The organism is Kitasatospora fiedleri (genome assembly GCF_948472415.1).
Taxonomy (GTDB): Bacteria; Actinomycetota; Actinomycetes; order Streptomycetales; family Streptomycetaceae; genus Kitasatospora; species Kitasatospora fiedleri.
Genome location: NZ_OX419519.1, coordinates 7,392,126 through 7,411,634, shown reverse-complemented (window position 1 = coordinate 7,411,634; position 19,509 = coordinate 7,392,126). Strand labels below are relative to the sequence as shown.

23 protein-coding genes and 2 pseudogenes are annotated in these 19,509 nt (G+C 73.4%); 6 read left to right on the top strand and 19 right to left on the bottom strand.

The genetic code is table 11. From position 1 onward, the window contains the following. Positions 1-21 precede the first annotated feature (21 nt). The 3 genes and pseudogenes from QMQ26_RS33855 to QMQ26_RS33845 all read left to right on the top strand — a co-directional run bounded on the left by QMQ26_RS33855 (position 22) and on the right by QMQ26_RS33845 (position 4,806). Entirely contained in the window at positions 22-1,659 is a 1,638-nt protein-coding gene (locus tag QMQ26_RS33855; protein ID WP_282203961.1) for an ABC transporter ATP-binding protein, read from the top strand. Then, positions 1,656-4,018, top strand: a pseudogene (locus QMQ26_RS33850) (arylsulfatase). Before QMQ26_RS33855 ends, QMQ26_RS33850 begins: the two are co-directional and overlap by 4 nt. Before the next feature lie 191 nt (positions 4,019-4,209). Beyond that, entirely contained in the window at positions 4,210-4,806 is a 597-nt protein-coding gene (locus QMQ26_RS33845; protein ID WP_282203960.1) for a GNAT family N-acetyltransferase, read from the top strand. A gap of 79 nt (positions 4,807-4,885) precedes the next feature. Here QMQ26_RS33845 and QMQ26_RS33840 read toward each other — a convergent pair whose 3' ends face one another. Next, positions 4,886-5,326 (bottom strand): GNAT family N-acetyltransferase, encoded by a 441-nt coding sequence (locus QMQ26_RS33840; RefSeq protein WP_100839002.1) that lies wholly within the window; start codon positions 5,324-5,326, stop codon positions 4,886-4,888. 78 nt (positions 5,327-5,404) lie between these two features. Beyond that, positions 5,405-6,121 (bottom strand): class I SAM-dependent methyltransferase, encoded by a 717-nt coding sequence (locus tag QMQ26_RS33835; protein ID WP_282203959.1) that lies wholly within the window; start codon positions 6,119-6,121, stop codon positions 5,405-5,407. Positions 6,122-6,513: 392 nt separating this feature from the next. Here QMQ26_RS33835 and QMQ26_RS33830 point away from each other — a divergent pair. Continuing rightward, positions 6,514-7,667 (top strand): annotated as a pseudogene (locus tag QMQ26_RS33830) (ROK family protein). A gap of 30 nt (positions 7,668-7,697) precedes the next feature. Here QMQ26_RS33830 and QMQ26_RS33825 read toward each other — a convergent pair. After that, the gene (locus tag QMQ26_RS33825) at positions 7,698-8,351 is read right to left on the bottom strand and encodes a hypothetical protein (RefSeq protein WP_282203958.1); all 654 of its coding nucleotides are present in this window, start codon (positions 8,349-8,351) and stop codon (positions 7,698-7,700) included. A 120-nt stretch (positions 8,352-8,471) separates the two neighbouring features. Further along, entirely contained in the window at positions 8,472-9,242 is a 771-nt protein-coding gene (locus QMQ26_RS33820; RefSeq protein WP_404814017.1) for a GntR family transcriptional regulator, read from the bottom strand. A 241-nt stretch (positions 9,243-9,483) separates the two neighbouring features. On the opposite strand from QMQ26_RS33820, the gene QMQ26_RS33815 reads away from it, so the two are divergent. Then, complete coding sequence (locus tag QMQ26_RS33815) at positions 9,484-10,290, top strand: exodeoxyribonuclease III (RefSeq protein ID WP_282203957.1); 807 nt, start codon at positions 9,484-9,486, stop codon at positions 10,288-10,290. Positions 10,291-10,519: 229 nt separating this feature from the next. Here QMQ26_RS33815 and QMQ26_RS33810 read toward each other — a convergent pair whose 3' ends face one another. Continuing rightward, positions 10,520-10,693, bottom strand: coding sequence for a hypothetical protein (locus QMQ26_RS33810; RefSeq protein ID WP_282203956.1), 174 nt, complete (start codon positions 10,691-10,693; stop codon positions 10,520-10,522). 365 nt (positions 10,694-11,058) lie between these two features. Here QMQ26_RS33810 and QMQ26_RS33805 point away from each other — a divergent pair, with 365 nt between their 5' ends. Continuing rightward, positions 11,059-11,331, top strand: a complete 273-nt coding sequence (locus QMQ26_RS33805) for a GntR family transcriptional regulator (protein ID WP_282203955.1) — start codon at positions 11,059-11,061, stop codon at positions 11,329-11,331. A gap of 68 nt (positions 11,332-11,399) precedes the next feature. Here the strand turns inward: QMQ26_RS33805 and QMQ26_RS33800 are convergent, their stop codons facing one another. The 14 genes from QMQ26_RS33800 to QMQ26_RS33735 all read right to left on the bottom strand — a co-directional run bounded on the left by QMQ26_RS33800 (position 11,400) and on the right by QMQ26_RS33735 (position 19,500). Continuing rightward, positions 11,400-12,605 carry a helix-turn-helix domain-containing protein gene (locus tag QMQ26_RS33800; RefSeq protein WP_282203954.1) on the bottom strand — a complete coding sequence of 402 codons (1,206 nt, stop codon included), beginning with the start codon at positions 12,603-12,605 and terminating at the stop codon, positions 11,400-11,402. A gap of 32 nt (positions 12,606-12,637) precedes the next feature. Next, positions 12,638-13,702 (bottom strand): HAD family hydrolase, encoded by a 1,065-nt coding sequence (locus tag QMQ26_RS33795; protein WP_282203953.1) that lies wholly within the window; start codon positions 13,700-13,702, stop codon positions 12,638-12,640. Between the two features lie 224 nt (positions 13,703-13,926). Continuing rightward, a complete protein-coding gene (locus QMQ26_RS33790) occupies positions 13,927-14,682 on the bottom strand; it encodes a helix-turn-helix domain-containing protein (protein WP_282203952.1) in 756 nt (251 codons plus the stop codon). A gap of 91 nt (positions 14,683-14,773) precedes the next feature. After that, complete coding sequence (locus tag QMQ26_RS33785; protein ID WP_282203951.1) at positions 14,774-15,445, bottom strand: hypothetical protein; 672 nt, start codon at positions 15,443-15,445, stop codon at positions 14,774-14,776. Positions 15,446-15,585: 140 nt separating this feature from the next. Continuing rightward, positions 15,586-15,933 carry a hypothetical protein gene (locus tag QMQ26_RS33780; protein WP_282203950.1) on the bottom strand — a complete coding sequence of 116 codons (348 nt, stop codon included), beginning with the start codon at positions 15,931-15,933 and terminating at the stop codon, positions 15,586-15,588. Positions 15,934-16,080: 147 nt separating this feature from the next. Beyond that, the gene (locus QMQ26_RS33775; protein ID WP_282203949.1) at positions 16,081-16,845 is read right to left on the bottom strand and encodes a hypothetical protein; all 765 of its coding nucleotides are present in this window, start codon (positions 16,843-16,845) and stop codon (positions 16,081-16,083) included. Between the two features lie 193 nt (positions 16,846-17,038). Next, positions 17,039-17,305 carry a hypothetical protein gene (locus tag QMQ26_RS33770; protein ID WP_282203948.1) on the bottom strand — a complete coding sequence of 89 codons (267 nt, stop codon included), beginning with the start codon at positions 17,303-17,305 and terminating at the stop codon, positions 17,039-17,041. A 3-nt stretch (positions 17,306-17,308) separates the two neighbouring features. Beyond that, positions 17,309-17,560 carry a hypothetical protein gene (locus QMQ26_RS33765; RefSeq protein WP_282203947.1) on the bottom strand — a complete coding sequence of 84 codons (252 nt, stop codon included), beginning with the start codon at positions 17,558-17,560 and terminating at the stop codon, positions 17,309-17,311. Position 17,561: 1 nt separating this feature from the next. Then, positions 17,562-18,086, bottom strand: coding sequence for a hypothetical protein (locus QMQ26_RS33760; protein ID WP_282203946.1), 525 nt, complete (start codon positions 18,084-18,086; stop codon positions 17,562-17,564). 37 nt (positions 18,087-18,123) lie between these two features. Next, positions 18,124-18,444, bottom strand: coding sequence for a hypothetical protein (locus QMQ26_RS33755; protein ID WP_282203945.1), 321 nt, complete (start codon positions 18,442-18,444; stop codon positions 18,124-18,126). A gap of 30 nt (positions 18,445-18,474) precedes the next feature. Continuing rightward, positions 18,475-18,897 (bottom strand): hypothetical protein, encoded by a 423-nt coding sequence (locus tag QMQ26_RS33750; RefSeq protein ID WP_282203944.1) that lies wholly within the window; start codon positions 18,895-18,897, stop codon positions 18,475-18,477. Continuing rightward, positions 18,894-19,067 carry a hypothetical protein gene (locus QMQ26_RS33745; protein WP_282203943.1) on the bottom strand — a complete coding sequence of 58 codons (174 nt, stop codon included), beginning with the start codon at positions 19,065-19,067 and terminating at the stop codon, positions 18,894-18,896. The genes QMQ26_RS33750 and QMQ26_RS33745 overlap by 4 nt, the downstream gene beginning before the upstream one ends. Further along, positions 19,064-19,234, bottom strand: a complete 171-nt coding sequence (locus tag QMQ26_RS33740) for a hypothetical protein (RefSeq protein WP_282203942.1) — start codon at positions 19,232-19,234, stop codon at positions 19,064-19,066. The genes QMQ26_RS33745 and QMQ26_RS33740 overlap by 4 nt, the downstream gene beginning before the upstream one ends. Next, a complete protein-coding gene (locus QMQ26_RS33735) occupies positions 19,234-19,500 on the bottom strand; it encodes a hypothetical protein (protein WP_282203941.1) in 267 nt (88 codons plus the stop codon). The genes QMQ26_RS33740 and QMQ26_RS33735 overlap by 1 nt, the downstream gene beginning before the upstream one ends. Between the last annotated feature and the right edge of the window lie 9 nt (positions 19,501-19,509).

Genomic DNA, 19,509 nt, shown 5'->3' with positions numbered 1-19,509 from the left:
CCCGACCCGGAGGGCCGTACGATGACCGAATTGATCGACCGCCCGCCGCTGGCGGACCGACCCCTCTCCCCCACCGGCGCGTTGCTGCGGGTGCGCGGACTGCACGTGGCGTTCGGGGGGCGGCCGGCGGTGCGCGGGGTGGACTTCGCCCTGGGGGCCGGGGAGAGCCTGGGGATCGTCGGCGAGTCCGGGTCGGGCAAGTCGACGACCGCGCTGGCGCTGCTGCGGATGCTGCCCGCCGGGGGCCTGATCACCGGCGGGGCGGTGGAGCTGGACGGGCAGGACCTGGCCGGGCTGCCGGAGGAGGCGCTGCGGGCGGTGCGCGGCCGGCGGATCGCGATGATCTTCCAGGACCCGATGTCCTCGCTGAACCCGGTGCTCTCGGTGGGCCGCCAGCTGGACGAGGCGCTGCGGGCGCACGGCGGGCGCCGGTCGAAGGCCGAACGGGCCGCGCGGGCGGTGGAGTTGCTGGAGCTGGTGGGGGTGCCGAAGGCGGCGTCCCGGCTGGGCGACTTCCCGCACCGGTTCTCCGGCGGCCAGCGCCAGCGCATCATGATCGCCCTGGCGCTGGCGCACGACGCCCAGGTGCTGGTCGCGGACGAGCCGACCACCGCGCTGGACCCGACCGTGCAGCGGCAGATCCTGCGCCTGCTGGCCCGGATCAACCGGGAGCGCGGCACCGCACTGGTGGTGATCAGCCACGACCTGGGCGTGATCGCCGAGACCTGCTCCCGGCTGCTGGTGATGCGCGACGGCGAGGTGGTCGAACAGGGCACCGTCGAACGGCTTCTGACGGCACCTCAGCACCCCTACACCAAGACCCTGTTGGCGGCGGTGCCACGGCTGGACGCACCGTCCCGGGCCGCCGCGAACAGCACGCCCGGCGCCGAACCGCTGCTGGTGGTGCACGGGTTGGCGAAGGGGTACGGTCCGCGGCGGCGGCGGACGGCGGCGCTGGAGTCCGTCGACCTGGAGCTGCACCCCGGCGAGACGCTGGGCCTGGTCGGCGAGTCCGGGTCGGGGAAGTCCACGCTGGCCCGGGCCCTGGTGGGCGCGCACGCGCCCGACGCGGGCGGCATCAGCTTCGCCGGGCAGCCGCTGGACGGCCGGCGGGCCCGCCGGGAGATCCAGATGGTCTTCCAGGACCCGTACGCCTCGCTGAACCCGCGGCTGACGGTGGGCCGGATCATCGCCGAGCCGCTGATCGCGCACCGGATCGGCGACCGGGCGCAGCGGCAGGCCAGGGTGGCCGAACTGCTGGAGCAGGTGGGCCTGGAGGCGTCGGCGGCGGCCCGGTCGCCGCGCGAGTTCTCCGGCGGGCAGCGGCAGCGGATCGGCATCGCGCGGGCGCTGGCCCCGGAGCCGAGCGTCCTGGTGTGCGACGAGCCGGTCTCCGCGCTGGACGTGTCGATCCAGGCCCAGGTGATCAAGCTGCTGGCGCGCCTGCAACGGGAGTTGGGGCTGGCGGTGCTGTTCATCGCGCACGACCTGGCGGTGGTGCGGCAGGTCAGCCACCGGATCGCGGTGCTGCACCGCGGCCGGATCGTGGAGAGCGGCCCGGCCGACCGGGTCGTCACCGCGCCCGAACACCCTTACACCGCCGAACTGTTGGCGGCCGTCCCGGCCCTGCCCACCCCTACCTCCGGGAGCCTGCTGTGAGCGACACGAACCGGAACGCGACCGAGGACGCGAGCCCCGGCACCGGACACCGCCGCGACCCCTACGCGGGCTTCCCCGGCCGGGTCGGGCGGACGTTCGGCGCGTCGGTGCCGTCCTGGCCGCGCCGGGTGCGCCCGCGCGAGGGCGCGCCGAACGTGGTGGTGGTGCTGGTCGACGACCTGGGCTACAGCGACATCGGGCCGTTCGGCTCGGAGGTGCCGACGCCGACCCTGGACGGCCTGGCCGCGCGCGGCGTCAAGCTCGCCAACTACCACACCATGCCGCTGTGCTCGCCCGCCCGGGCGGCCCTGCTGACCGGCCTGAACCCACACCGGGTGGGGTACTCGTTCGTGGCCAACGCCGACCCGGGCTTCCCCGGGTACGGGATGGAGATCGCGGGCGACATCCCGACCCTGGCGCAGACCCTGCACGACGCCGGGTACGCGACGTACGCGGTCGGCAAGTGGCACCTGACCCGGGACTCCGCCTCCTCGGCGGCCGACGACCGCGCCAACTGGCCGCTCCAGAAGGGCTTCGACCAGTACTACGGGGTGCTGGAGGGCCTGACCAGCCTGTTCCACCCGCACCAGCTGGTGTGCGACAACTCGCCGCTGGACATCGACGAGTTCCCGGACGGCTACTACTACACCGACGACATCACCGACCGGGCGATCGGCATGGTCAAGTCGCTGCGCGCGCACGACCCCGACAAGCCGTTCCTCCTCTACCTGGCGCACAACGCGGTGCACGGCCCGCTCCAGGCCAAGCCGGAGGACCTGGCCCGGCACCGGGGCCGCTACGACGACGGCTGGGACGAGCTGCGGCAGCGGCGCTTCGCCCGCCAGCTGGCGGCCGGGCACTTCCCGCCCGGCACCGAGCTGCCGCAGCGCAACGGCGAGGCCGGGTACGAAGTCGGGGCGTGGGACGAACTCGACGAGGTGCAGCGGAAATTGTACGCCCGCTACATGGAGGTCTACGCCGCGATGGTCGACAACGTCGACCAGAACCTGGGCCGGCTGACCGACGTGCTGGCGCAGCTCGGCGAACTCGACAACACCATCGTGGTGTTCACCTCCGACAACGGCGGCACCGGCGAGGGCGGCGCGGAGGGCACCCGCAGCTACTTCAGCCGCTTCGTCTACCACCCGAACCTGCCCGCCGACTGGAACCCGGACGTGCAGCGGGAGATCGACCTGATCGGCGGCCCGCAGTCGCTGGTGCACTACCCGCGCGGCTGGGGCATGGTCTCCAACACGCCGTTCCGGCTGTACAAGGGCCAGACCCACGCGGGCGGCGTGCGCGTCCCGTTCGTGCTGTCCTGGCCGGCCGGGCTGCCGCGCGCGGCGGGCGACGACGGGGTGCGCGGCCAGTACCAGTACGTCACCGACCTGCTGCCCACGCTGCTCGAACTCGCGGGCGTGGAGCGGCCGGTGGAGCGCGGCGGGGTGCCGGTGCAGGAGCTGGACGGGGTGTCGTTCGCCTCCGTGCTGCGGACCGCCGACGCGCCGTCCACCCACCACGAGCAGTACTGCGAGATGACCGGCAACCGCTCGTACTACCGCGACGGCTGGAAGCTGGTGACCCTGCACCGGCCGGGCGCGCCCTACGACGACGGCGAGTGGGCGCTGTACGACCTGCGCACCGACCCGACCGAGATCCACGACCTGTCGGCCGAACGCCCGGAGCTGGTCAAGGAGTTGGCGCAAGCGTGGGAGGACGCGGCCTGGCGCAACGGGGTCTTCCCGCTGGCCGACGCCTCCGGCGCGTTCGCCCTGCGCCACCCGGAGGACGAGGCGCTGCGCCGCCCGGTGACGCTGCTGGCCGGCACCCCGGAGCTGGAGCGCTACCGCTCCTCCCGGCTGGTGGCGTTCCGCTCCTTCACCGCCGAGGTGGCGCTCGACCGGCACGGCGCGGACGACCAGGGCGTGCTGGTCTCGCACGGCGACCAGGGCGGCGGCTACAGCCTGTACGTGGAGGACGGGCGGCTGCGCCTGGCGTACAACCAGTACGGCGAGCTGTTCGAGGCCGACGCGGGCGAACTCCCGCCCGGGGCACACCTGGTGGCGCTGGAGGCGACGGCGGTGGCCGAGCTGAAGTGGCACTTCGAGGTGCGGGTGGACGGCGCGGTGACGGGCACGCTCGGCCCGGTGCACCAGCTGATCGGGATGGCCCGTTCCAGGGCATCAGCGTCGGCGTCGACCGCAAGTCCCCGGTGTCCTGGCCGCTCTGGGAGCGCCACCGTTCCTTCCGCTACACCGGCGCGCTGCGCTCGGTGACCTACCTGCCGGGCCCGGCCGCGCCGTACGCCCCGGAGACGATGGTCCGGGCCCTGCGGGAGGCGGCGGCGGCCTTCGAGTGACGCAGCGGCGCTCGGGCCGGGCCCGGCCGACGGGCGGGCGGCGGGCCATGGCGGGGTACCCGGCCGACGGGCGGGCGGCGGGCCGGGGCGGGGTGCCCGGGGTCCGCCGCCGCCGTTCGGTGCGGAAGACTCCCGGCAGGGCCCGCACCGACCCCGGGCCCGGTACGCCCCCGACGTCCGGAGGAGCCCGCGTGGCCGTCGACCTGCACCGATTCACCGCCCTCGCGCCGAACGTCCGGCGGACGCTGCTGGACGTGTACGCGGACGTCCGGGCACCGCTGCTGGACCACCCGAACTACCGGGTCCGGGCCTTCGCCGACCGCCTCGACCAGCACGCCACCACCCCGGGCTTCACCCTCGTCCTGGCCGTGGCCGCCCCCGGCGAGGGCGGGGGCGGGAACGGGGGCGGCGCGATCGGCTACGCCTACGGCACCACCGTCGGACCCTCGGACGGCTACTGGCAGCGCCTGGCCGAGCCGCTGCCCGCGGACTTCACCGCGACCCCGGTGCTGGCCCTCCGGGAGATCGGCGTCCGGGCCCCCTGGCGGGGCACCGGAACGGCCCGCCTGATCCACGACGCCCTGCTCGCCGACCGCCCGGAGCAGCGCGCCGCCCTGATGGTCAACCCGCTGGCGGGCGAGGGCAAGGTGCTCCGGCGGTACGAGAGCTGGGGCTACCGCAGGTTCAACTCCCAGCGCTCGACGCCGCTCTCCCCGGAGCTGACGGCGATGATCCGCCCGATCCTCCCGATCCGCCCGATCCTCCCGATCCGCCCGATCCTCCCCTGAGGCCCCGGCGACCCTCTCGGCACTCCCCCGACACCCCCCGGCACTCCCCGGCGCGCCCGCTCCGGCGGCGCGTCAGGAGTCAGGACGCGGCGGGGTCGCCGTCCAGCGGCCTGGTCCAGCGGCGCCACTGGTCCTCGCGCCCGTAGCCGGCGGCCTCCCAGGCGGCTCGGCCGAGCGCGTTGTGCTCCAGCACCATCGCGTCGGCCCGGCGGCCGCCGGCCTGCGCGAAGCGGGCGTGCGCGGCGTCGAGCAGGGCGGTGCCGATGCCCCGGCGGCGGGCGGCGGGGTGGACGGCCAGCCGATAGAGGTGGCAGCGCCAGCCGTCCCACCCGGCGATCACCGTGCCGAGGATCGCGCCCTCGTGCTCGGCCAGGAGCAGGGCCTGCGGGTCGCGTTCCAGCAGCCGGGCGACGCCCGCCCGGTCGTCGCTGATGCTGGTGCCCTCGGCGGACTCGGCCCAGAACGCCAGCACCGCGTCGATGTCCTCGGGGCGGGCGGCCCGCAGTTCGTACTCGCTCATGCCCCCGTTCCTACCAGCCCCGCCCGGCCGCCCGCCAACGGGTTCGCCCTCCCCGCCCCGCTGGGGCCTGGCGCCGGGTCAGCCGCGCAGCGCCCACACCGTGGTGGACTTCTCGGCCGCGTCCTCCAGGTCGGCGGCGACCGGGACGGTGTACTCGGCGAGCGCGCTGAAGCGCCCGCGCGGCAGGTAGGCCCGCCCCGGGTCGCCGACCACCACGGTCGCGCCCCGGGCGGCGGCCCGTTCCAGGAACGGCAGGAAGCGGGCCGCCATCGTCCGCTCGTAGAACACGTCGCCCGCCAGCACCACCTCGTCCGGCGCGCCGTCACCGTCCAGCACGTCGGCCAGTTCGGCCGTCACCGCGACGTCGTTGAGCTGCGCGTTCACCTCGATCGAGGCCACCGCGTAGGCGTCGATCTCCGCCGCCCGCACCCCGGCCGCGCCGCTCAGCGCCGCCGCGACGCCGACCAGGCCGGAGCCCGCCGCCAGGTCCAACACCCGGCGTCCGCGCACCAGTTCGGGATGGTCCAGGACGTACCGGGCCACCGCCACCCCGCCCGCCCAGGGGAACGCCCAGAACGGCGGCGGCAGCCCCTCCCGTCCGCGCGCCCGCTCGGTGGTCTCCCACAGCTCGATGGCGTCCCCCGCCATCCGCAGCCGCACCTCGGGCACGAACGGCACCGGCCCGGGACTGGTGTGGGCGCGGACGAACTCGGCGTCTTCCCCGGCGACCGGGCGCACGGGCGGGTGCACGGTCGGGTGCACGGGCGGGTGCGCTGCGGCAGTGTCGTTCCCCATGGGCGGAAGCTTAGGGCGTCCGCGGCACCCCGCCGCCCGCCCGGCATCCGCCCCGCCCACTCCCCCTCTCCTCCCCCGTCTCTCCCTGCCCCTCCCGTCCGCCTCCCGTCTCCCACCGGTCTTCCGCCGCGCCGACGGCGGGTCACCCCGTGATCACGGACGACGTACCGTTTCGATACCGAAGCCGTTATGAGCTGCGGAAACGCTCGCCCCGCGCGGGGCCGCCCGAGTACGATCCGGGCAGACGCCCCGTCCGGTGCACCCCACAAGTGCCAGGCCGCGGGCGGCGGCTCCGCGCGGGCCCGCGACGGCCTCACCACGGTCGGACGGGCGATGCCGCGCTCCACGTCACCGCGCGCCAGGGCAGTCGCGCGAAGCGGAAGGGCAGCGATTTGACGGACCGGCTCACCGGAGGGGACTCCTCACTGCTGCGGCGCATCAACGCGGCGGTCACCCTGCGGTCGTTGCGCGACGGACAGGCCGTCACGCTGACCCAGCTCGTCGGCGACACCGGCCTGTCCAGGCCCACCGTCGAGGGCGTGATCGAGGGCTGCTGGAGTCCGGGCTGGTCGCCGAGGTCGAGCACGTCCAGGAGTCGGGCCGTCAGCGCGGCCGCCCGGCCCGCTGGTTCCGGTTCCGCGCCGAGGCCGGGCACGTGCTCGGCATCGAGATCGGCGTCCACGACCTGCGGGTCGTCCTCGCCGACCTGGCCGGCGAGGTGCTGACCAGCCACTCCCGGACGGTGGACGAGTCGGTGGAGGCCGAGGAGCGGCTCGCCCTGGTCCGCACCACCGTCGGCGAGGTGCTGCGCAAGGCCGGGGTCTCCCGCGACAGCCTGTGGGAGGTCGCCGTCGGCACCCCCGGCATCGTCGACCGGGACGGCACCATCCGGCTCGGCACCGCGATGCCCGGCTGGACCGGTCTCGACCTCGGGGCCCGGCTGCGCCGCTCCTTCCGCTGCCCCGTGGTGATCGAGAACGACGCCAACCTGGCCGCCATCGCCGAGCACTGGAAGGGCGCGGCGGTCGGCAAGGGCGACGTGGTGTTCGTGATGGCCGGGCTCAGCCCCGGCGCCGGCTCGCTGATCGGCGGGCGGCTGCACCGCGGCCACGGCGGCGCGGCCGGCGAGATCGGCGCGCTCCACCTGCTCGGCCAACAGGCCACCCCCGAACGGCTGTTGTCCACCACCGGCAAGCCGCTCGACCCGCTGGACGAGGCCGCCGTGGCCCGGGTGCTGCGACTGGCCCGGGAGGGCGACCAGGTCTCGCAGATCGCCATGGACCGCTTCCTGAGCCGCCTGGTGCACGACGTCACCGCGCTGGTCCTCGCCCTCGACCCCGAACTCGTCGTGGTCGGCGGCTGGGCGGCCGGGCTGGACGGCGTCCTGGAGCCGCTGCGCGAACAGCTCGCCCGCTACACGCTGCGCTCCCCCGAGGTGGCGCTCGCCGCGCTCGGCTCCGAGGTGGTCGCGATGGGCGCGCTGCGGGTCGCCCTCGACCACGTCGAGGAGCAGCTGTTCGCCGTCGACCCGCCCACCGCGCGGTAGCCGCCGCCCTCGGCGCCCGCGGGGCGCCCGCTACGGCAGGCAGAGCAGGTCGTACGCACCGCCGAGCCGCGCCCGGGCGTGCGCCCGCATCCGCCGCGCGTACCGGGGGTCGTGCTTGAGCGAGTCGTAGCCGGGGCGGTCGTCGGGCGGCAGCACGCCCGCGGTCTCGGCGAGGTAGACGTCGAAACCCGGGTACATCAGCACCGCGTACGGCAGGTCGTCGACGTCCAGCGCGAACACCGGGTACTCGCCGATCCCGTCGCGCTCGCCCTGCGGGCCGACGGACAGCACCCGGCGGGAGTCGGAGCCGCCGGGCAGCAGGAAGCACTCGCCGAACCGCTCCGAGAACGGCTCGAAGCAGGAGCCCCACGGCTCGCCGTACTCCTCGACGGCGATCTCGCCCAGGGTGCGCGGCGCGAGGGCGCCGTCCTCGTCGAACCAGTCGTGGCGCGCCAGCATGCCGCTGTCGTACGCCAGCCAGGTGCGCAGACTGGGCGGCAGCGGGTGGCCGCTGGGGAAGGCCGTCAGCTCGGGGCGCGGCCGGAGGGCGCCCTCGACCCACGGGCCGGCGAACCGGTGGTAGTCGAGCACCTGACGGCCCGGGTCCTCCCGCACGGCGGCGACCGCCCGCTCGGTGAGCGCCCTGCCGTGGCTTGCCTGGTCCGCCTCGTCCGTCTGATCCATCGTGGCGCCGCTCCCCTGTTTCACCGGTCGTCAGTGAGCAGGAGCGTAACGGCGGCCACCGACAAGGCGACCTGACGGTCCGTCAGGGACGGTGGCGGGCGGCGGGTACCGGGCCCGGCCTCAGGAGACGGCGGCGGCGACCGGGACGGCGGAGGTGACCTGGACGGCCGCGCCGGACTCGCCGAAGGTCAGCTTGCAGGTGTCGGCCCGGTAGGTGGAGATCCCGACCGCGACCAGCCGGCCGGCCGTCACGTACTGCGTGGTGACCACCAGTACCGGAGTGCCCGGGGGGCGCTCCAGCAGCGCGGCCTCGGCGGCCTCCGCGACGCCCAGTTCCACCGAGCGGGACTCGCCGTCGACGCCGATCCGCTCCAGCTGGCGCAGCACGCCGCGGGCCCGGTCGCCGCCCTTCACCACCACGGCCAGGTGCGGCAGCGCGGCGGAGGGCACGTGCAGCGACTCGGCGGCGACCGTCACGCCCTGGACGGTCCGCAGGCGGCGCACGGTGTGCACCTGGTCGCCCTCGGCCAGGCCCAGGGTGCGGGCCAGCGCGGCGGTGGCGGGGCCGGTGGTGCAGTCCACCACCGTCCACTCCTGCCCGTCGCGGGCGGCGCCGGGGCGGCCGGACTCGCGCCCGCCGACCGGGATGCCCACCCGCGGGGCGGCGATCAGCGTGCCGATGCCGCGGCGGCGGACCAGACGGCCCTCCAGCTCCAGCTGGTCCAGGGCCTGCCGGAGGGTGGCCCGGGCCACGCCGAAGCGCGCCGAGAGCTCCCGCTCGTTGGGCAGCACCTGGCCGGTGGAGAACTCGGTGTCCATGGTGCGCAGCAGCACCGTGCGCAGGTGCCAGTACTTCGGCTCCGCCACCGCCGCGAGCGTTCCTTGCCCCACCGTGTCCTCCACCCTGAGGGACGACAGGCCCACCGCGGCTCCCCGTTTCGGCAGGTGGGGGAGGCGGGCTTTATCCGTCCTTCTTTATTAAAGGTCTTTGCAGTAAGTGACAGTAGGGGGTGCCCCGGGAGATGGTCAAGACCAATGGGAGGTCTTCCTTGCGGATCGCCCGCCGACCCGGTATGGCCCACCGGTTCGCCCGGAATGCCGGGCTGTCGGAGCCGACCGGTACCCTCGCTCCGTGCACAGCATCATCACGACAGTCAACGTCAACGGAATCCGGGCGGCCGCCAAGAAGGGCTTCCTGGAGTGGATCGACGGCACCGAGTCCGAGGTGGTCTGCCTCCAGGAGGTGCGCGCCGAGGCCGGGCAGTTCGACGACGTGCTGGCTCGGCTCGACGGGTGGCACGGCGTCTGGGCCCCCGCCGCGGCCAAGGGGCGGGCCGGGGTGGCGGTGCTCTCCCGCCGTGCGCCCGAGGCCACCCGGATCGGCTTCGGGTCCGCCGAGTTCGACTCCTCCGGCCGCTACGCCGAGCTCGACCTGCCCGGTCTGACGGTCGCCTCGCTGTACCTCCCCTCCGGCGAGGTGGGCACCGCGCGGCAGGACGAGAAGGAGCGCTTCATGGCCGAGTTCCTGCTCCACCTCGGCGAGCTGCGGGCCCGCGCGGCGGCGGAGGGCCGCGAGGTGGTGGTCTGCGGCGACTGGAACATCGCCCACCGCGAGGCCGACCTGCGCAACTGGAAGGCCAACCGGAAGAAGGCCGGCTTCCTCCCCGAGGAGCGCGCCTGGTTCTCCCGCGTCCTCGACGACCACGGCTACGTGGACGTCCTGCGCCACCACCACCCCGACCAGGACGGCCCCTACTCCTGGTGGTCCTACCGCGGCCGCGCCTTCGACAACGACGCCGGCTGGCGCATCGACGCAATCTGCACATCGCCTGGTATCGCTACCCGCTGCGTGAACGCCTATGTAGAGCGGCCGGTCAGCGCGGCTGCGCGCTGGTCCGACCACGCCCCGGTCACGGCGGTGTTCGAGGCCAACGCCTAAGCCCCGCACACGGCACAGGGCCCCGGGAGACACCGCCAAGCGCTCCGGGGCCCTGCGGGTCCCGCCTCAGGACATCGACACTGAGGCGGGACGCTGACGGCCGGCAGTCGGCAAACCCGCCGGCCATGTCCGCAGCGGGTCCGCCCCTGACGGCTCGGCCAAGAGTCCGTCAAGTAGTCCGCTGCGGGTGCCGCGCGACCCTTTCCGTGGTGCGCGCGGCAGCTCTTCGTCAGGCGACGCGGTGCATCGCCCGCAGCCGGTGCCGGGCCTGCTCTGCCCCGTACCGGTCCGGGTAGTAGTCGGGTTCGCCTCCCGCCTCCGCCCAGCGGTCGCGGTCCCGCACACCCCACATACCCGGGCGCGGGTCGTCATTGCCCATGAGCTGGACATGGAAGCGCTCCATGTCGCCTCCGTGGTCCGGGCACGCGACGATGGGCCACCCCAGCGGCGCTCCAGGCTCGCTGGAGGGGGTGTAGGCGTGTCCGGCGGGCAGGTAGGGGCCGGCGCAGCCGGGTCCTTGCCAGCACCTCTCCCCTCGGAGCTGCGCAGGGGTCAGCTCTTCCGCGGCTTTGGCGGTGAGCACCACGGCGGGTGCGGGATGAGTAGGCTGTTGCACGTCGACTCCTCTTCGTAGTCGGCCATGCCCCCGGGCCGTCGCCACGGTCGCGGGGGTTTCCGCTGTCCAGGGTACTGCTATGCACTGCTATACGCAGCTATGTAGAGCTACCCGTCGCACCGCACAGCCGTGCGACGCGGGAGGCTGGAGAGGTGGACGAACCATCGCCCGGCACCGTCGACCCCGACCGCCCTGTCTATGTGTACGTGCAGGTAGCCGACGATCTGGCCGCGCAGATAGCGGCAGGCCGCCTGGCTGCGGGCTCGATGCTGCCCAGCGAGAGGGACTTGGCTGCCCTCTACGGCGTCGCCTACCTCACGATCCGTCGAGCGATCCGGGAGCTGCGCGAGCGCGGGCTCGTGACCACGCTCCCCGCCAAGGGCACCTACGTGACATCCCAGCCTCCCGAGCGTCCTACACCCTGACGTCTACGACGGTAGACGGTGGCTGAGAAGTGAGGGGGTACAGTCCGTACCCCCTACTCGTGCCCCGCCTACGCCGCGACGCCGATCGTCAGTGCCAGGTCCCGCGCGTCCGCTCGGATCGACTGCGGACCGGACAGCAGGTCACGGGCCATGCCCCGTGCATATGCGTTCCACCGCACGCTGTCCGGCGCAGCGGCGACGGCGTCCGTCAACATCTCAACGACCTGTCGATGATCGCCACGGAGCGCGTGCGCGCGAGCAGTTTCGATCATGTGTCGGCTCCGTCGCGGACGGGCCGGCAGCTCGTCCGGGCTGACTCGCCCCGCCCAGCGGAGAGCGGTGCCCACCTGCCGCAGCTCCACCGCGACGGTCACCGCGTGGACGGGCACGATCCGGCCAGAGACGGACGTCGGCGAGTGCCAAGAGGCGGCAGGCAGGACGGACGCGACCTCAGCGGCCCGGTCGAACCAGTGCCAGGCCAGCCCGCCCACGCCCTCCACGGCGTAGGTGCATGCTTCCTGGAACGCCAGGCTCGCCCACGCGCCGGCCAGCTCGGGCGAGTCGCCGCGGACGGGGTCCAGCAGCCTCAGCGCCTCTTCCCCGAGCGTGTGCGCGCTGTCCCACTGGCCGGACGTCCTGAACGCCTCCAGGAGAAACCAGACGGCCTGCGCGATGGCGGTCGGCGAGTCGGCCGCACGCGCTGTTGCGAGCGCGCGCTCCGAGACACGCCAGACCAAATTGCCGTCCCCCTGGTACGAAACGAACATCTGCGCGAGGTTGAGCGCACTCGCGTACAGGATCGCGGCCTGGCGCCGGTCACTCACCTGCGGGTGGGAGGCGGCAGCCGACGTCACCGTGATCAAGCTCGGGAGTACGTCCCCCAGCGCGGTGCGGTGGGCGCCGGAAGCGTCCCTCAGTGCCCATGCCGCCGACACCTGGGCCTCCACGGCACGCAGGTCCGGCACCGGTCCTACCGACAGCCCCAGCGGTGCTGAGTCGATCGCCCTGCGGACCGCCCGGAGTGCCGGGTGCTCGGGGCCGGACAGCAGCGCGGCGGGCATCGCCAGGTCGCCTGTCAGCTCCTGGAGTCCGACGCCGATCGCCTCCGCCAGCTTCGTCAGCATGGGCAGCCGCGGAGGGAGTAGGCGCCCGTTCTCCGCTGCCTTCAGCCACTCGGTCGACCGACCGACCAGCCCAGCCACCACGGCGCGGGACTTGCCCGCGCGCTCTCGGCACATCTTGATGCGCTCGCCGACGGGCAGCGCGGGGTCCATGGACGTCACCATTCCTCCAGAGTAGAGCCGGGTCATCGCGCTGCCACCCTCTCCCGCCAGCCTCCGGCGGGGAGTTCAGCGCGGGCGATCATGGGTGCGGGCCGGCGCGCTTCCCCGCGGCACGCCGGGCACAGTCCGGGGCGCGGCAGTCCGGGAGCGCGGCAGCCGTCGCACTCGAGGCGCGGGGGTGCGCCGGGCGGTCGACGGGTCGACGTGTGGGGCTCCGGGGCCGTCGCGCGGACCATCTCCGCGGGCGGGTTGACGGGGAACGCCGCGATTCGGGCGGCGATGATCGCGCCGACGCTCTTGTAGACCGTCGCCGGCAGCGGGGCGGAGATGGCAGCGCGCAGCACCGCCCGCGGCCAGCCGGCGGCAAGCAACCCCTCCACCATGGCGCCCTGATCCGTCAAGGGCCGTCCGGAGAGCGCCAGTTGCGGGTGCAACTGCCCGATCTCCAGGAGCAGGGCGATGCCCTCGCTCGTACGCGTGGGGCGCGGGACCGCGGAGCGCTCCGGAGCCGCCGCAGGCGGGCTCTGGGCGGGTTCTGCGGGGCTTTCAGGGGTGAGCGCGGACGTTTCCTCGCCCGCCCCTCCGAGAAGGGCGTAGAGCGCTTCCTGCGCCTCCGCGAGTTCGGTCGGATCGGGTTCTTCGGACACCTCCCAGTCCTCGTCGGCTTCTGTTGCGGTCAGAGGGGCGGAGGGACGGTTTTCAACGTCCTTCAGCGGTGTCCTTACCGTCAAGGACGGGCTTCCCGCCTTCCCGACGGCCGTCTTGCCGGGTCCACGGCCACCGGCGGCCGGGTTTGCGGGAAGCGGCGGTGCCGAGTGCTGCAGCTTGCCCACGGTCGGCAGCTCGTACACATCGACGCGTGTTCCAACCTGGCCCGTGATCGGGTCCCGGGCGGTGCGGCGGACGTAGTGGCCGGCGGCCTCCAGCTCGCGGAGTGCGGCAGCGATGCGCGTGCGTCCTTCGACGGACTTCGCCGCGAGGGTCCGCACGTCCTCCCTGGAGGCATCCGGGAGGGAGAGCAGATACGCCAGCAGTCCGCGGGCGCAGAAAGAGAGGTGATGTGCTCGCAGCAAATCGTTGCCGAGCACCGTGAAACGCGCCTTGTGTGCGCTACGATGGATACGCATCGGGAGCCTCGAACTCCTAGTGCCGTGCCCCGGGGTGTTAGCGCACCGCCGGGGCATTTGCGTGTTCGGTTCTGTAGACGCTGTCCAGCGCCGACGGGTCCAGCCTTCCACACTTATGGCGCGCGCCACAAGCATAAAACGCAAAGGCCCCGCCTCCACGGAGGAGACGGGGCCTTCATGGTGGATCACGGCGTCGCGTTCACCGGCTGAACATCGGCCCACAGCACCATCTGCTGGCCTCGCGGGCCGGAGCGCATCCTCAGTCGGCCGTCATCGCGGCGCCGGTAGAGGGTGCTCGGGTGGACGCCGAGCCGCTGGGCGGCCTCCGCCACGGTCACCAGGCTGGTAAGCAGCGGCTTCGGCGTCGGCTGCTTCGTCAGTGCGCGCGTGGTAATCCCTGGGAGCGGCTTGTTGATCTCGGTCTTCCATCGATCCACCGGCGGCTCGTCGGCAGGGCGAAGGTTCGAAGTCGGCGCAGGCACGGCGGGCACCTCTCCCCCGTCGTCGGGCGCGTCCAGGTGCAGCACGTGCGCCGCGACGAGTGGCGGGACGGCCGAAACGATGATGACCACCCACGCTCGCGGGCCAGTTGCGCCGGTCGTCAGTACGTGTTCCGTGATTTGCGCCGCCGTTGCGACGATCAGTGCGACGAATGCGCCGCGCACTGCGCTGCCGCGTTGACGCTTTGCGCTCTGTGCGGCGTCCTCGTCTCCGCGTCTGCGGTATTCGCGCACCAGCTCCGCCCAGTCGCGGGCGTTGCGCGCGGACCATGCGGCGTACAGGGAGAGGACGGCCGGCATCAGCCAGGCGACGCGCCAGTCCCAGCCGGCCATCACGCCGAGCGAGAACTCGCCGGGGGCGGAGAGCGCCAGGGCGGCGTACAGGACGGCGGGCTGACCGAGCCTGCGGGCGGTGCGGATGTGCCAGGGGGTGCGGGGCATGACTCCTCATCCAGGGTCGAACAGTTCGGCAGGTGGTCGGCCCCGCGTCCTCTACTCGCAGGGCCGGCCGGACTATGACTAGGGGTGGGAACTAGGCGGTCTTCTGCGTGACGAGCAACCGGCTGCCGTCGGTGGTGCCGCAGTCGGCGACGTCGTACCGGTCGCTCAGGTACTCGCGAACCTCCGTCAACTTGGCCATCCAGTGCGAGCCGTCCGGGTAGAAAGCGGTGTGACCCGCGGTGTAGGACACCCGCACGGCCCCACCGGGCAACGTCCGCACCTGGACGCCTTCCGACCACCGTCGCCCGTTGGGGGACGACTTGCTGACGTGGAAGCGGCGCCCCAGGTAGCGACGCACGGTGCCGTAGGTCGGGCGCGGGCCGACAGCGGGTGCCTCGGTCGCAGTCTGCTCCTCGTTGGGAGTGGCCGGGAACTCGGCGGTGGTAGCCGGGACGGGCAAGCGTCGCTGCTGCCCAATCTCATTGTCGACGGTGCGCAGCGGGTGCCCGCCTGCCGTGACGTGGAAGACGTCCACGCGGAAGGTGAATCCCTGCGCCAGGGCGAGTTCTTCGATCAGGTCGGCGTTATTGGCCACGATCTCGTTCGCGTGCCGGGAGCGAAGCACGACCTGGGTTCCGATGCGCTCACCGCGCCGGTAGATGCCGGCCACACGGAAGTCACCAACGCCCTGGTGCAGGCCGAGGCCGCGCAGGACGCGGGCGATGGCGACAGACGGGCGGTTGGCAGGCGCGGGGGCGGCCATTCTCTCCTCCTTCGTGAGTTCCTTGCGTGGCTCCATGATGGCACACTTATGGCGCGCGCCACAAGTCTCGGGCGCGCCAAAGCCGGGCACCGCTGAACCCTCTACTTCCAGCAAAACCAGGCCAGTTGACGATCTGTTGGCTACTCACGCTGCGCGAGGAACTTGCGGAACCCGTCCACGACGATCCGCGGACCGTCGACCGTGCGGATCTCCGTGCCGCATCCCGCTGGCAGCACCTCGCCGACGACGAGGCGGACTCCGCGGTACTCGATCGTGTCCCCCTCCTCCAGCGCCCGTGCCTCCGTCTCACGGATGGCCGGCAGAGTGGAGCCCGGGGCCCCGTCACGCCAGGCCCACGGGCGTTCGGGGTGGCCGACGGGAGCGGATTCGTGGAACGGGGTGGAGGGATGTTCGGCCAGCACACAGGGCAGCGGGTCGACGGAGTACAACGAGGGCGGGGTAAAGGTGGCAGTGCAGTGGTCGGACACTTCCTACTCCCTCTGGCGGTTAGAGTGGTTCAGCGACGTGCGCGGGCACCGTTCCAGTGGGCGGCGACACGCTGCCGGGCCCAGTACTCGGGCAGGGCGAGGACGCCATCGAGGGCAGCGCGGATCTCGGCGGCCGGGCGGGTGGGGTCAGATGGTGGTGGCCGGGCGGCGGTCGAGGTCGTACACCCACGCCTGGCACACGGCGGCGACCTGCAGCAGCTCGGCGCGCAGGCGGGCCGGGTCGGCTTCGGCGAGGGCCTCGTAGACCTCCTCCAGGAGGATCCCGGTCCAGTCGAGGCGCCGGTCCGGGTCGCGCGCGTCGAGGTGGCCGTTGTTGATGTCGCGGTATTTGTCGGCGAACTCCGTGAACATCTCGCGGGCCTCGCGCTGGACGGTTGCGTCACCGGCGAGGTCGGGGTGCCGCTGGTCGCCGAACTTGGCGTACTGGCGGGAGCGTTCGGCGTCGATCTCTTCGGCGAACTTGCGGACGCCGGGGGTGGTGAACAGGGCGGGGTAGGACACGGTGGCTCCTTGGTGGCGGGTTGTCAGGTGGTCCAAGCCCTGGCGGTCATGGCCGGAAATCCAGCTCATGGCGATGGACATGTGGTCGATCGTGGCCCGCGCTCCACCCAACTCGGCGCGGAGTTGCGCGTTCTCGGCGTCGCGGTCGGCGAGTTGCCGGCGGAGGGCGGCCAGCTCGGGCTCCACCACCCCGTCCAGCACGGCGTCGGCGAGGGCCGGGGCGTCGGCCTGGCAGAGCGCGCAGTCCGAGTCGTACCGGTGGCCGTTCGGGCCGCCGTGTCGGCTCGGCCTCGCGCCGCGCCAGGGCATGGGGGTGGTGCGGAGGGCGGCCTCGATGGGTTGGCGGAGGTCGGCCGGGGGCTGCACGGGCGCGGCGGGCTGTTCGGTCACGACTTGCTCCAGGTGAAGGTGATGCGCGGCTCGTGCGGGAGCCGGGTGCTGTTTGGGCATCCGGGAACGGTGACGGGCTGCTCCTCGCCAGTCCAGGTGACGCGGACCTCAGTGGTCCTGCCACAGCAGGCGACCTCGACGGAAACCCGGGTGCCGACGGGCGGGGGCCAGGCGGCCTGCTGCCCGGGCGCGCTCACCGGGCGGCCGCCAGCTCGGCGACGGCGTCCCAGCACGGGCCGCACAGGTAGCCGATCTGCCCGGGCAGCGCGGAGTACAGGTGCTCGCCGCAGAAGTAGCCGCCGCATCCGTGCTCGGTCCCGCCCGGCGTCTCGCCGCAGAGGTGGCCGAGCCCTCGATCGATCCGGGCGACGCAGGAGTCCGTCTCGCACTCGGCTTCGACTGCGTATCCGGCCTCGATGATCTGGCCGTTGCGGCTGATTTCGTAGTGGGCGTATCCCATCGCTCAGTCCTCCTGGCCGGTGCGGACGGCGAGCTTGGCGGCGGCGGAGCGCAGGGTGTCGATGGCCCAGTCGACGCCGTCGCTGAATTCCGGGGAGCGGTCCGGGTTGGCGAGTTCGAGGGTGTGCGCGGACAGGCTGATCATCTCGGCGAGCACGGCGGTGATCGCGGCGTCCGCGACGGCGTGATCGACGCCGACGTCGTCCAGGAGCGAGGCGAGGTGCTGGCGGGCGGAGGGCCGCGGGCTGGTCGTCATGTCAGCTCTCCTGGCCGGTGCGGGTGATGGCGTCGAGGATCTGCTCGCGGGTCGCGCAGATCAGCTGGCCGTCGTTCGCGGTCGGTAGCTGCTCGACCCGGGCCCGGGCGGCGGCCAGCACCTGCTGCTCGGCGGAGACCGTCGCCGCCGAGATCTGGCGAACCTCGGTGCACGCCGGGCAGTCGCACCCGGAGCAGTGTCCGCACATCTCGTCCTCGCAGACGTCGCACACGTAGCCGGGCGCGTCCGGGGCGGGGCCCCCCTGGCTGGTGCGGGCGGCGTCCAGCAGGTCCGCGGCGATGGTGATCCCGGCCGCGACGCCACCACCGGCAGCGTCGTAGAACTCGTCGTGCCGGGAGCGCAGCATCTCGGCGGCCTCGGCGAGCACCTGGTCGCGGTAGGCGTCGAGCAGGGCGTTCGCGGCTTGGCCATGGTCCTGGCCGGGCTGCCGGATGAGGGTGCCGCCAGTGGCGACGGCGCGGTACAGCTCCTCGCGTGGCGTGCGGCCGGTGAGCGGGTCGGTCATGGTGGTGTTCTCCGGGTCTGGTGTGGGCGGGCGGCGGTCAGGCGGCGGTGGGCTGGGGGTGGTCGAAAGCTCGGTGCTGGTCGTCGGGGTGGAGGGTGCGGTAGCAGGCCCGGCAGAGGTCGTCGTCGGCGAACTCGCCGACGGGCTCCCACCGCAGGGTGATGACGGGGTAGGTGGGCCGGCCGCAACGGACGATGACCGGTCGGGCACCGGCGGCCCAGGCGGCGAGGCCGGCCGCGATGGACATGGCCGGGCCGTCGTCGTCGCTGTCGGGCTGGTCGGCTACGAGGTGCACGGTGCCGGTGCCGGTGTGGCGGACGTAGCTGAGGTGCGCGTCCTCGGATAGTCGGCGGTGCACTGGGGCTCCTGGTGGGCGGGTGGCGGGGTGTCAGCGGCCGTCACGGGCCGGGACGGGGGCTCCTGTGGCGAGCCGGTCGAGGAGGACGCGAGCGCCGTCGGGGTCGCGGCTGAGGAGGGTGGCGGCCCGGCTGCACTCGGCGCGCAGCTCGCGGGCCTCCAGGGCGCGGTCAGCCAGGCGGGCCTGCTCGCCGGCGAGGTCCTGCTCCAGCTCGGCGACGCGGGTCTCCAGGTGCCGGGCGTAGGCGATCAGCTCGGGCACGTCGGTGCGGGCGTGCGCGGTGAAGATCGCGTCCGGGTTCGGTCCGTTCATCAGGACGGTCTGGGCGACGAAGCGGCCGTCGAAGTCGTAGACCACGTCGTTGACGTGGTCGGCGTACCACGGCCCGTCGGTGGCGGCGTCGGTACGGGCCTGGATGGTGTCGAGGTCGGGGCGCTCGGGCTGGGCGGTCACTGGTTGCTCTCCATCTCGCGGCGCAGGAGCCGGATGTCACGGAGTTCGTCGGCGATCCGGTCGAAGTTGGCCCCGGCGCGCTGGTAGGCGGCCTTGGCGTCCTCGAAGTCGGCACGGAGGCGGCGTTCGCGCTCGTCCAGTTCGTCGGCGGTAAGCTGGGTGTCGCTCATCGGGCGTCCTCGGTGGTCGTGGCGGTGGGCTTGCCGCCGTGGCAGTTGAGGCCGTAGGAGCCGCTGATGGTGTCGCGGGTCGGGTGGCTGTGGGTCCAGACGCGGCCGGCCCGGGTGAGGCGCAGGCCCTCGCGTCCGCAGGTGGGGCAGGTGCCGGTGGCGGGCATCAGGACTCCTTCGGGCCGTTGCGGGCGATGCGGGCGGCGTGCTGTCCGGCGTGCTGCCCGGCGAGCGCCCAGTCGGCGGGGTCAACGGCGAGGAGGTCCCGGGCGACCTGCTCGCGGATGTGCCGCTCGATCTCGGGCCAGTAGTGGGCGATGACGTGGGCGGCGTCGTCCTCTGAGATGACGCTCTGCCGGTCGGTACCCGGGAGGTCGCGGATGAGGAGACCGATGCGGTCGCGGATCGGGATGTCGAGCGGGCTCTTCGGCATGTCGGTCTC

What these genes read in the sequence shown, in the direction of transcription:
- QMQ26_RS33770 (WP_282203948.1), bottom strand. Translation starts at nt 17,305, where the DNA reads ATGGGATACGCCCACTACGAAATCAGCCGCAACGGCCAGATCATCGAG.
- QMQ26_RS33760 (WP_282203946.1), bottom strand. Translation starts at nt 18,086, where the DNA reads ATGACCGACCCGCTCACCGGCCGCACGCCACGCGAGGAGCTGTACCGC.
- QMQ26_RS33765 (WP_282203947.1), bottom strand. Translation starts at nt 17,560, where the DNA reads ATGACGACCAGCCCGCGGCCCTCCGCCCGCCAGCACCTCGCCTCGCTC.
- QMQ26_RS33745 (WP_282203943.1), bottom strand. Translation starts at nt 19,067, where the DNA reads ATGAGCGACACCCAGCTTACCGCCGACGAACTGGACGAGCGCGAACGC.
- QMQ26_RS33810 (WP_282203956.1), bottom strand. Translation starts at nt 10,693, where the DNA reads ATGGAGCGCTTCCATGTCCAGCTCATGGGCAATGACGACCCGCGCCCG.
- QMQ26_RS33840 (WP_100839002.1), bottom strand. Translation starts at nt 5,326, where the DNA reads ATGAGCGAGTACGAACTGCGGGCCGCCCGCCCCGAGGACATCGACGCG.
- QMQ26_RS33790 (WP_282203952.1), bottom strand. Translation starts at nt 14,682, where the DNA reads ATGCCCCGCACCCCCTGGCACATCCGCACCGCCCGCAGGCTCGGTCAG.
- QMQ26_RS33800 (WP_282203954.1), bottom strand. Translation starts at nt 12,605, where the DNA reads ATGGACCCCGCGCTGCCCGTCGGCGAGCGCATCAAGATGTGCCGAGAG.
- QMQ26_RS33785 (WP_282203951.1), bottom strand. Translation starts at nt 15,445, where the DNA reads ATGGCCGCCCCCGCGCCTGCCAACCGCCCGTCTGTCGCCATCGCCCGC.
- QMQ26_RS33740 (WP_282203942.1), bottom strand. Translation starts at nt 19,234, where the DNA reads ATGCCCGCCACCGGCACCTGCCCCACCTGCGGACGCGAGGGCCTGCGC.
- QMQ26_RS33855 (WP_282203961.1), top strand. Translation starts at nt 22, where the DNA reads ATGACCGAATTGATCGACCGCCCGCCGCTGGCGGACCGACCCCTCTCC.
- QMQ26_RS33735 (WP_282203941.1), bottom strand. Translation starts at nt 19,500, where the DNA reads ATGCCGAAGAGCCCGCTCGACATCCCGATCCGCGACCGCATCGGTCTC.
- QMQ26_RS33835 (WP_282203959.1), bottom strand. Translation starts at nt 6,121, where the DNA reads ATGGGGAACGACACTGCCGCAGCGCACCCGCCCGTGCACCCGACCGTG.
- QMQ26_RS33825 (WP_282203958.1), bottom strand. Translation starts at nt 8,351, where the DNA reads ATGGATCAGACGGACGAGGCGGACCAGGCAAGCCACGGCAGGGCGCTC.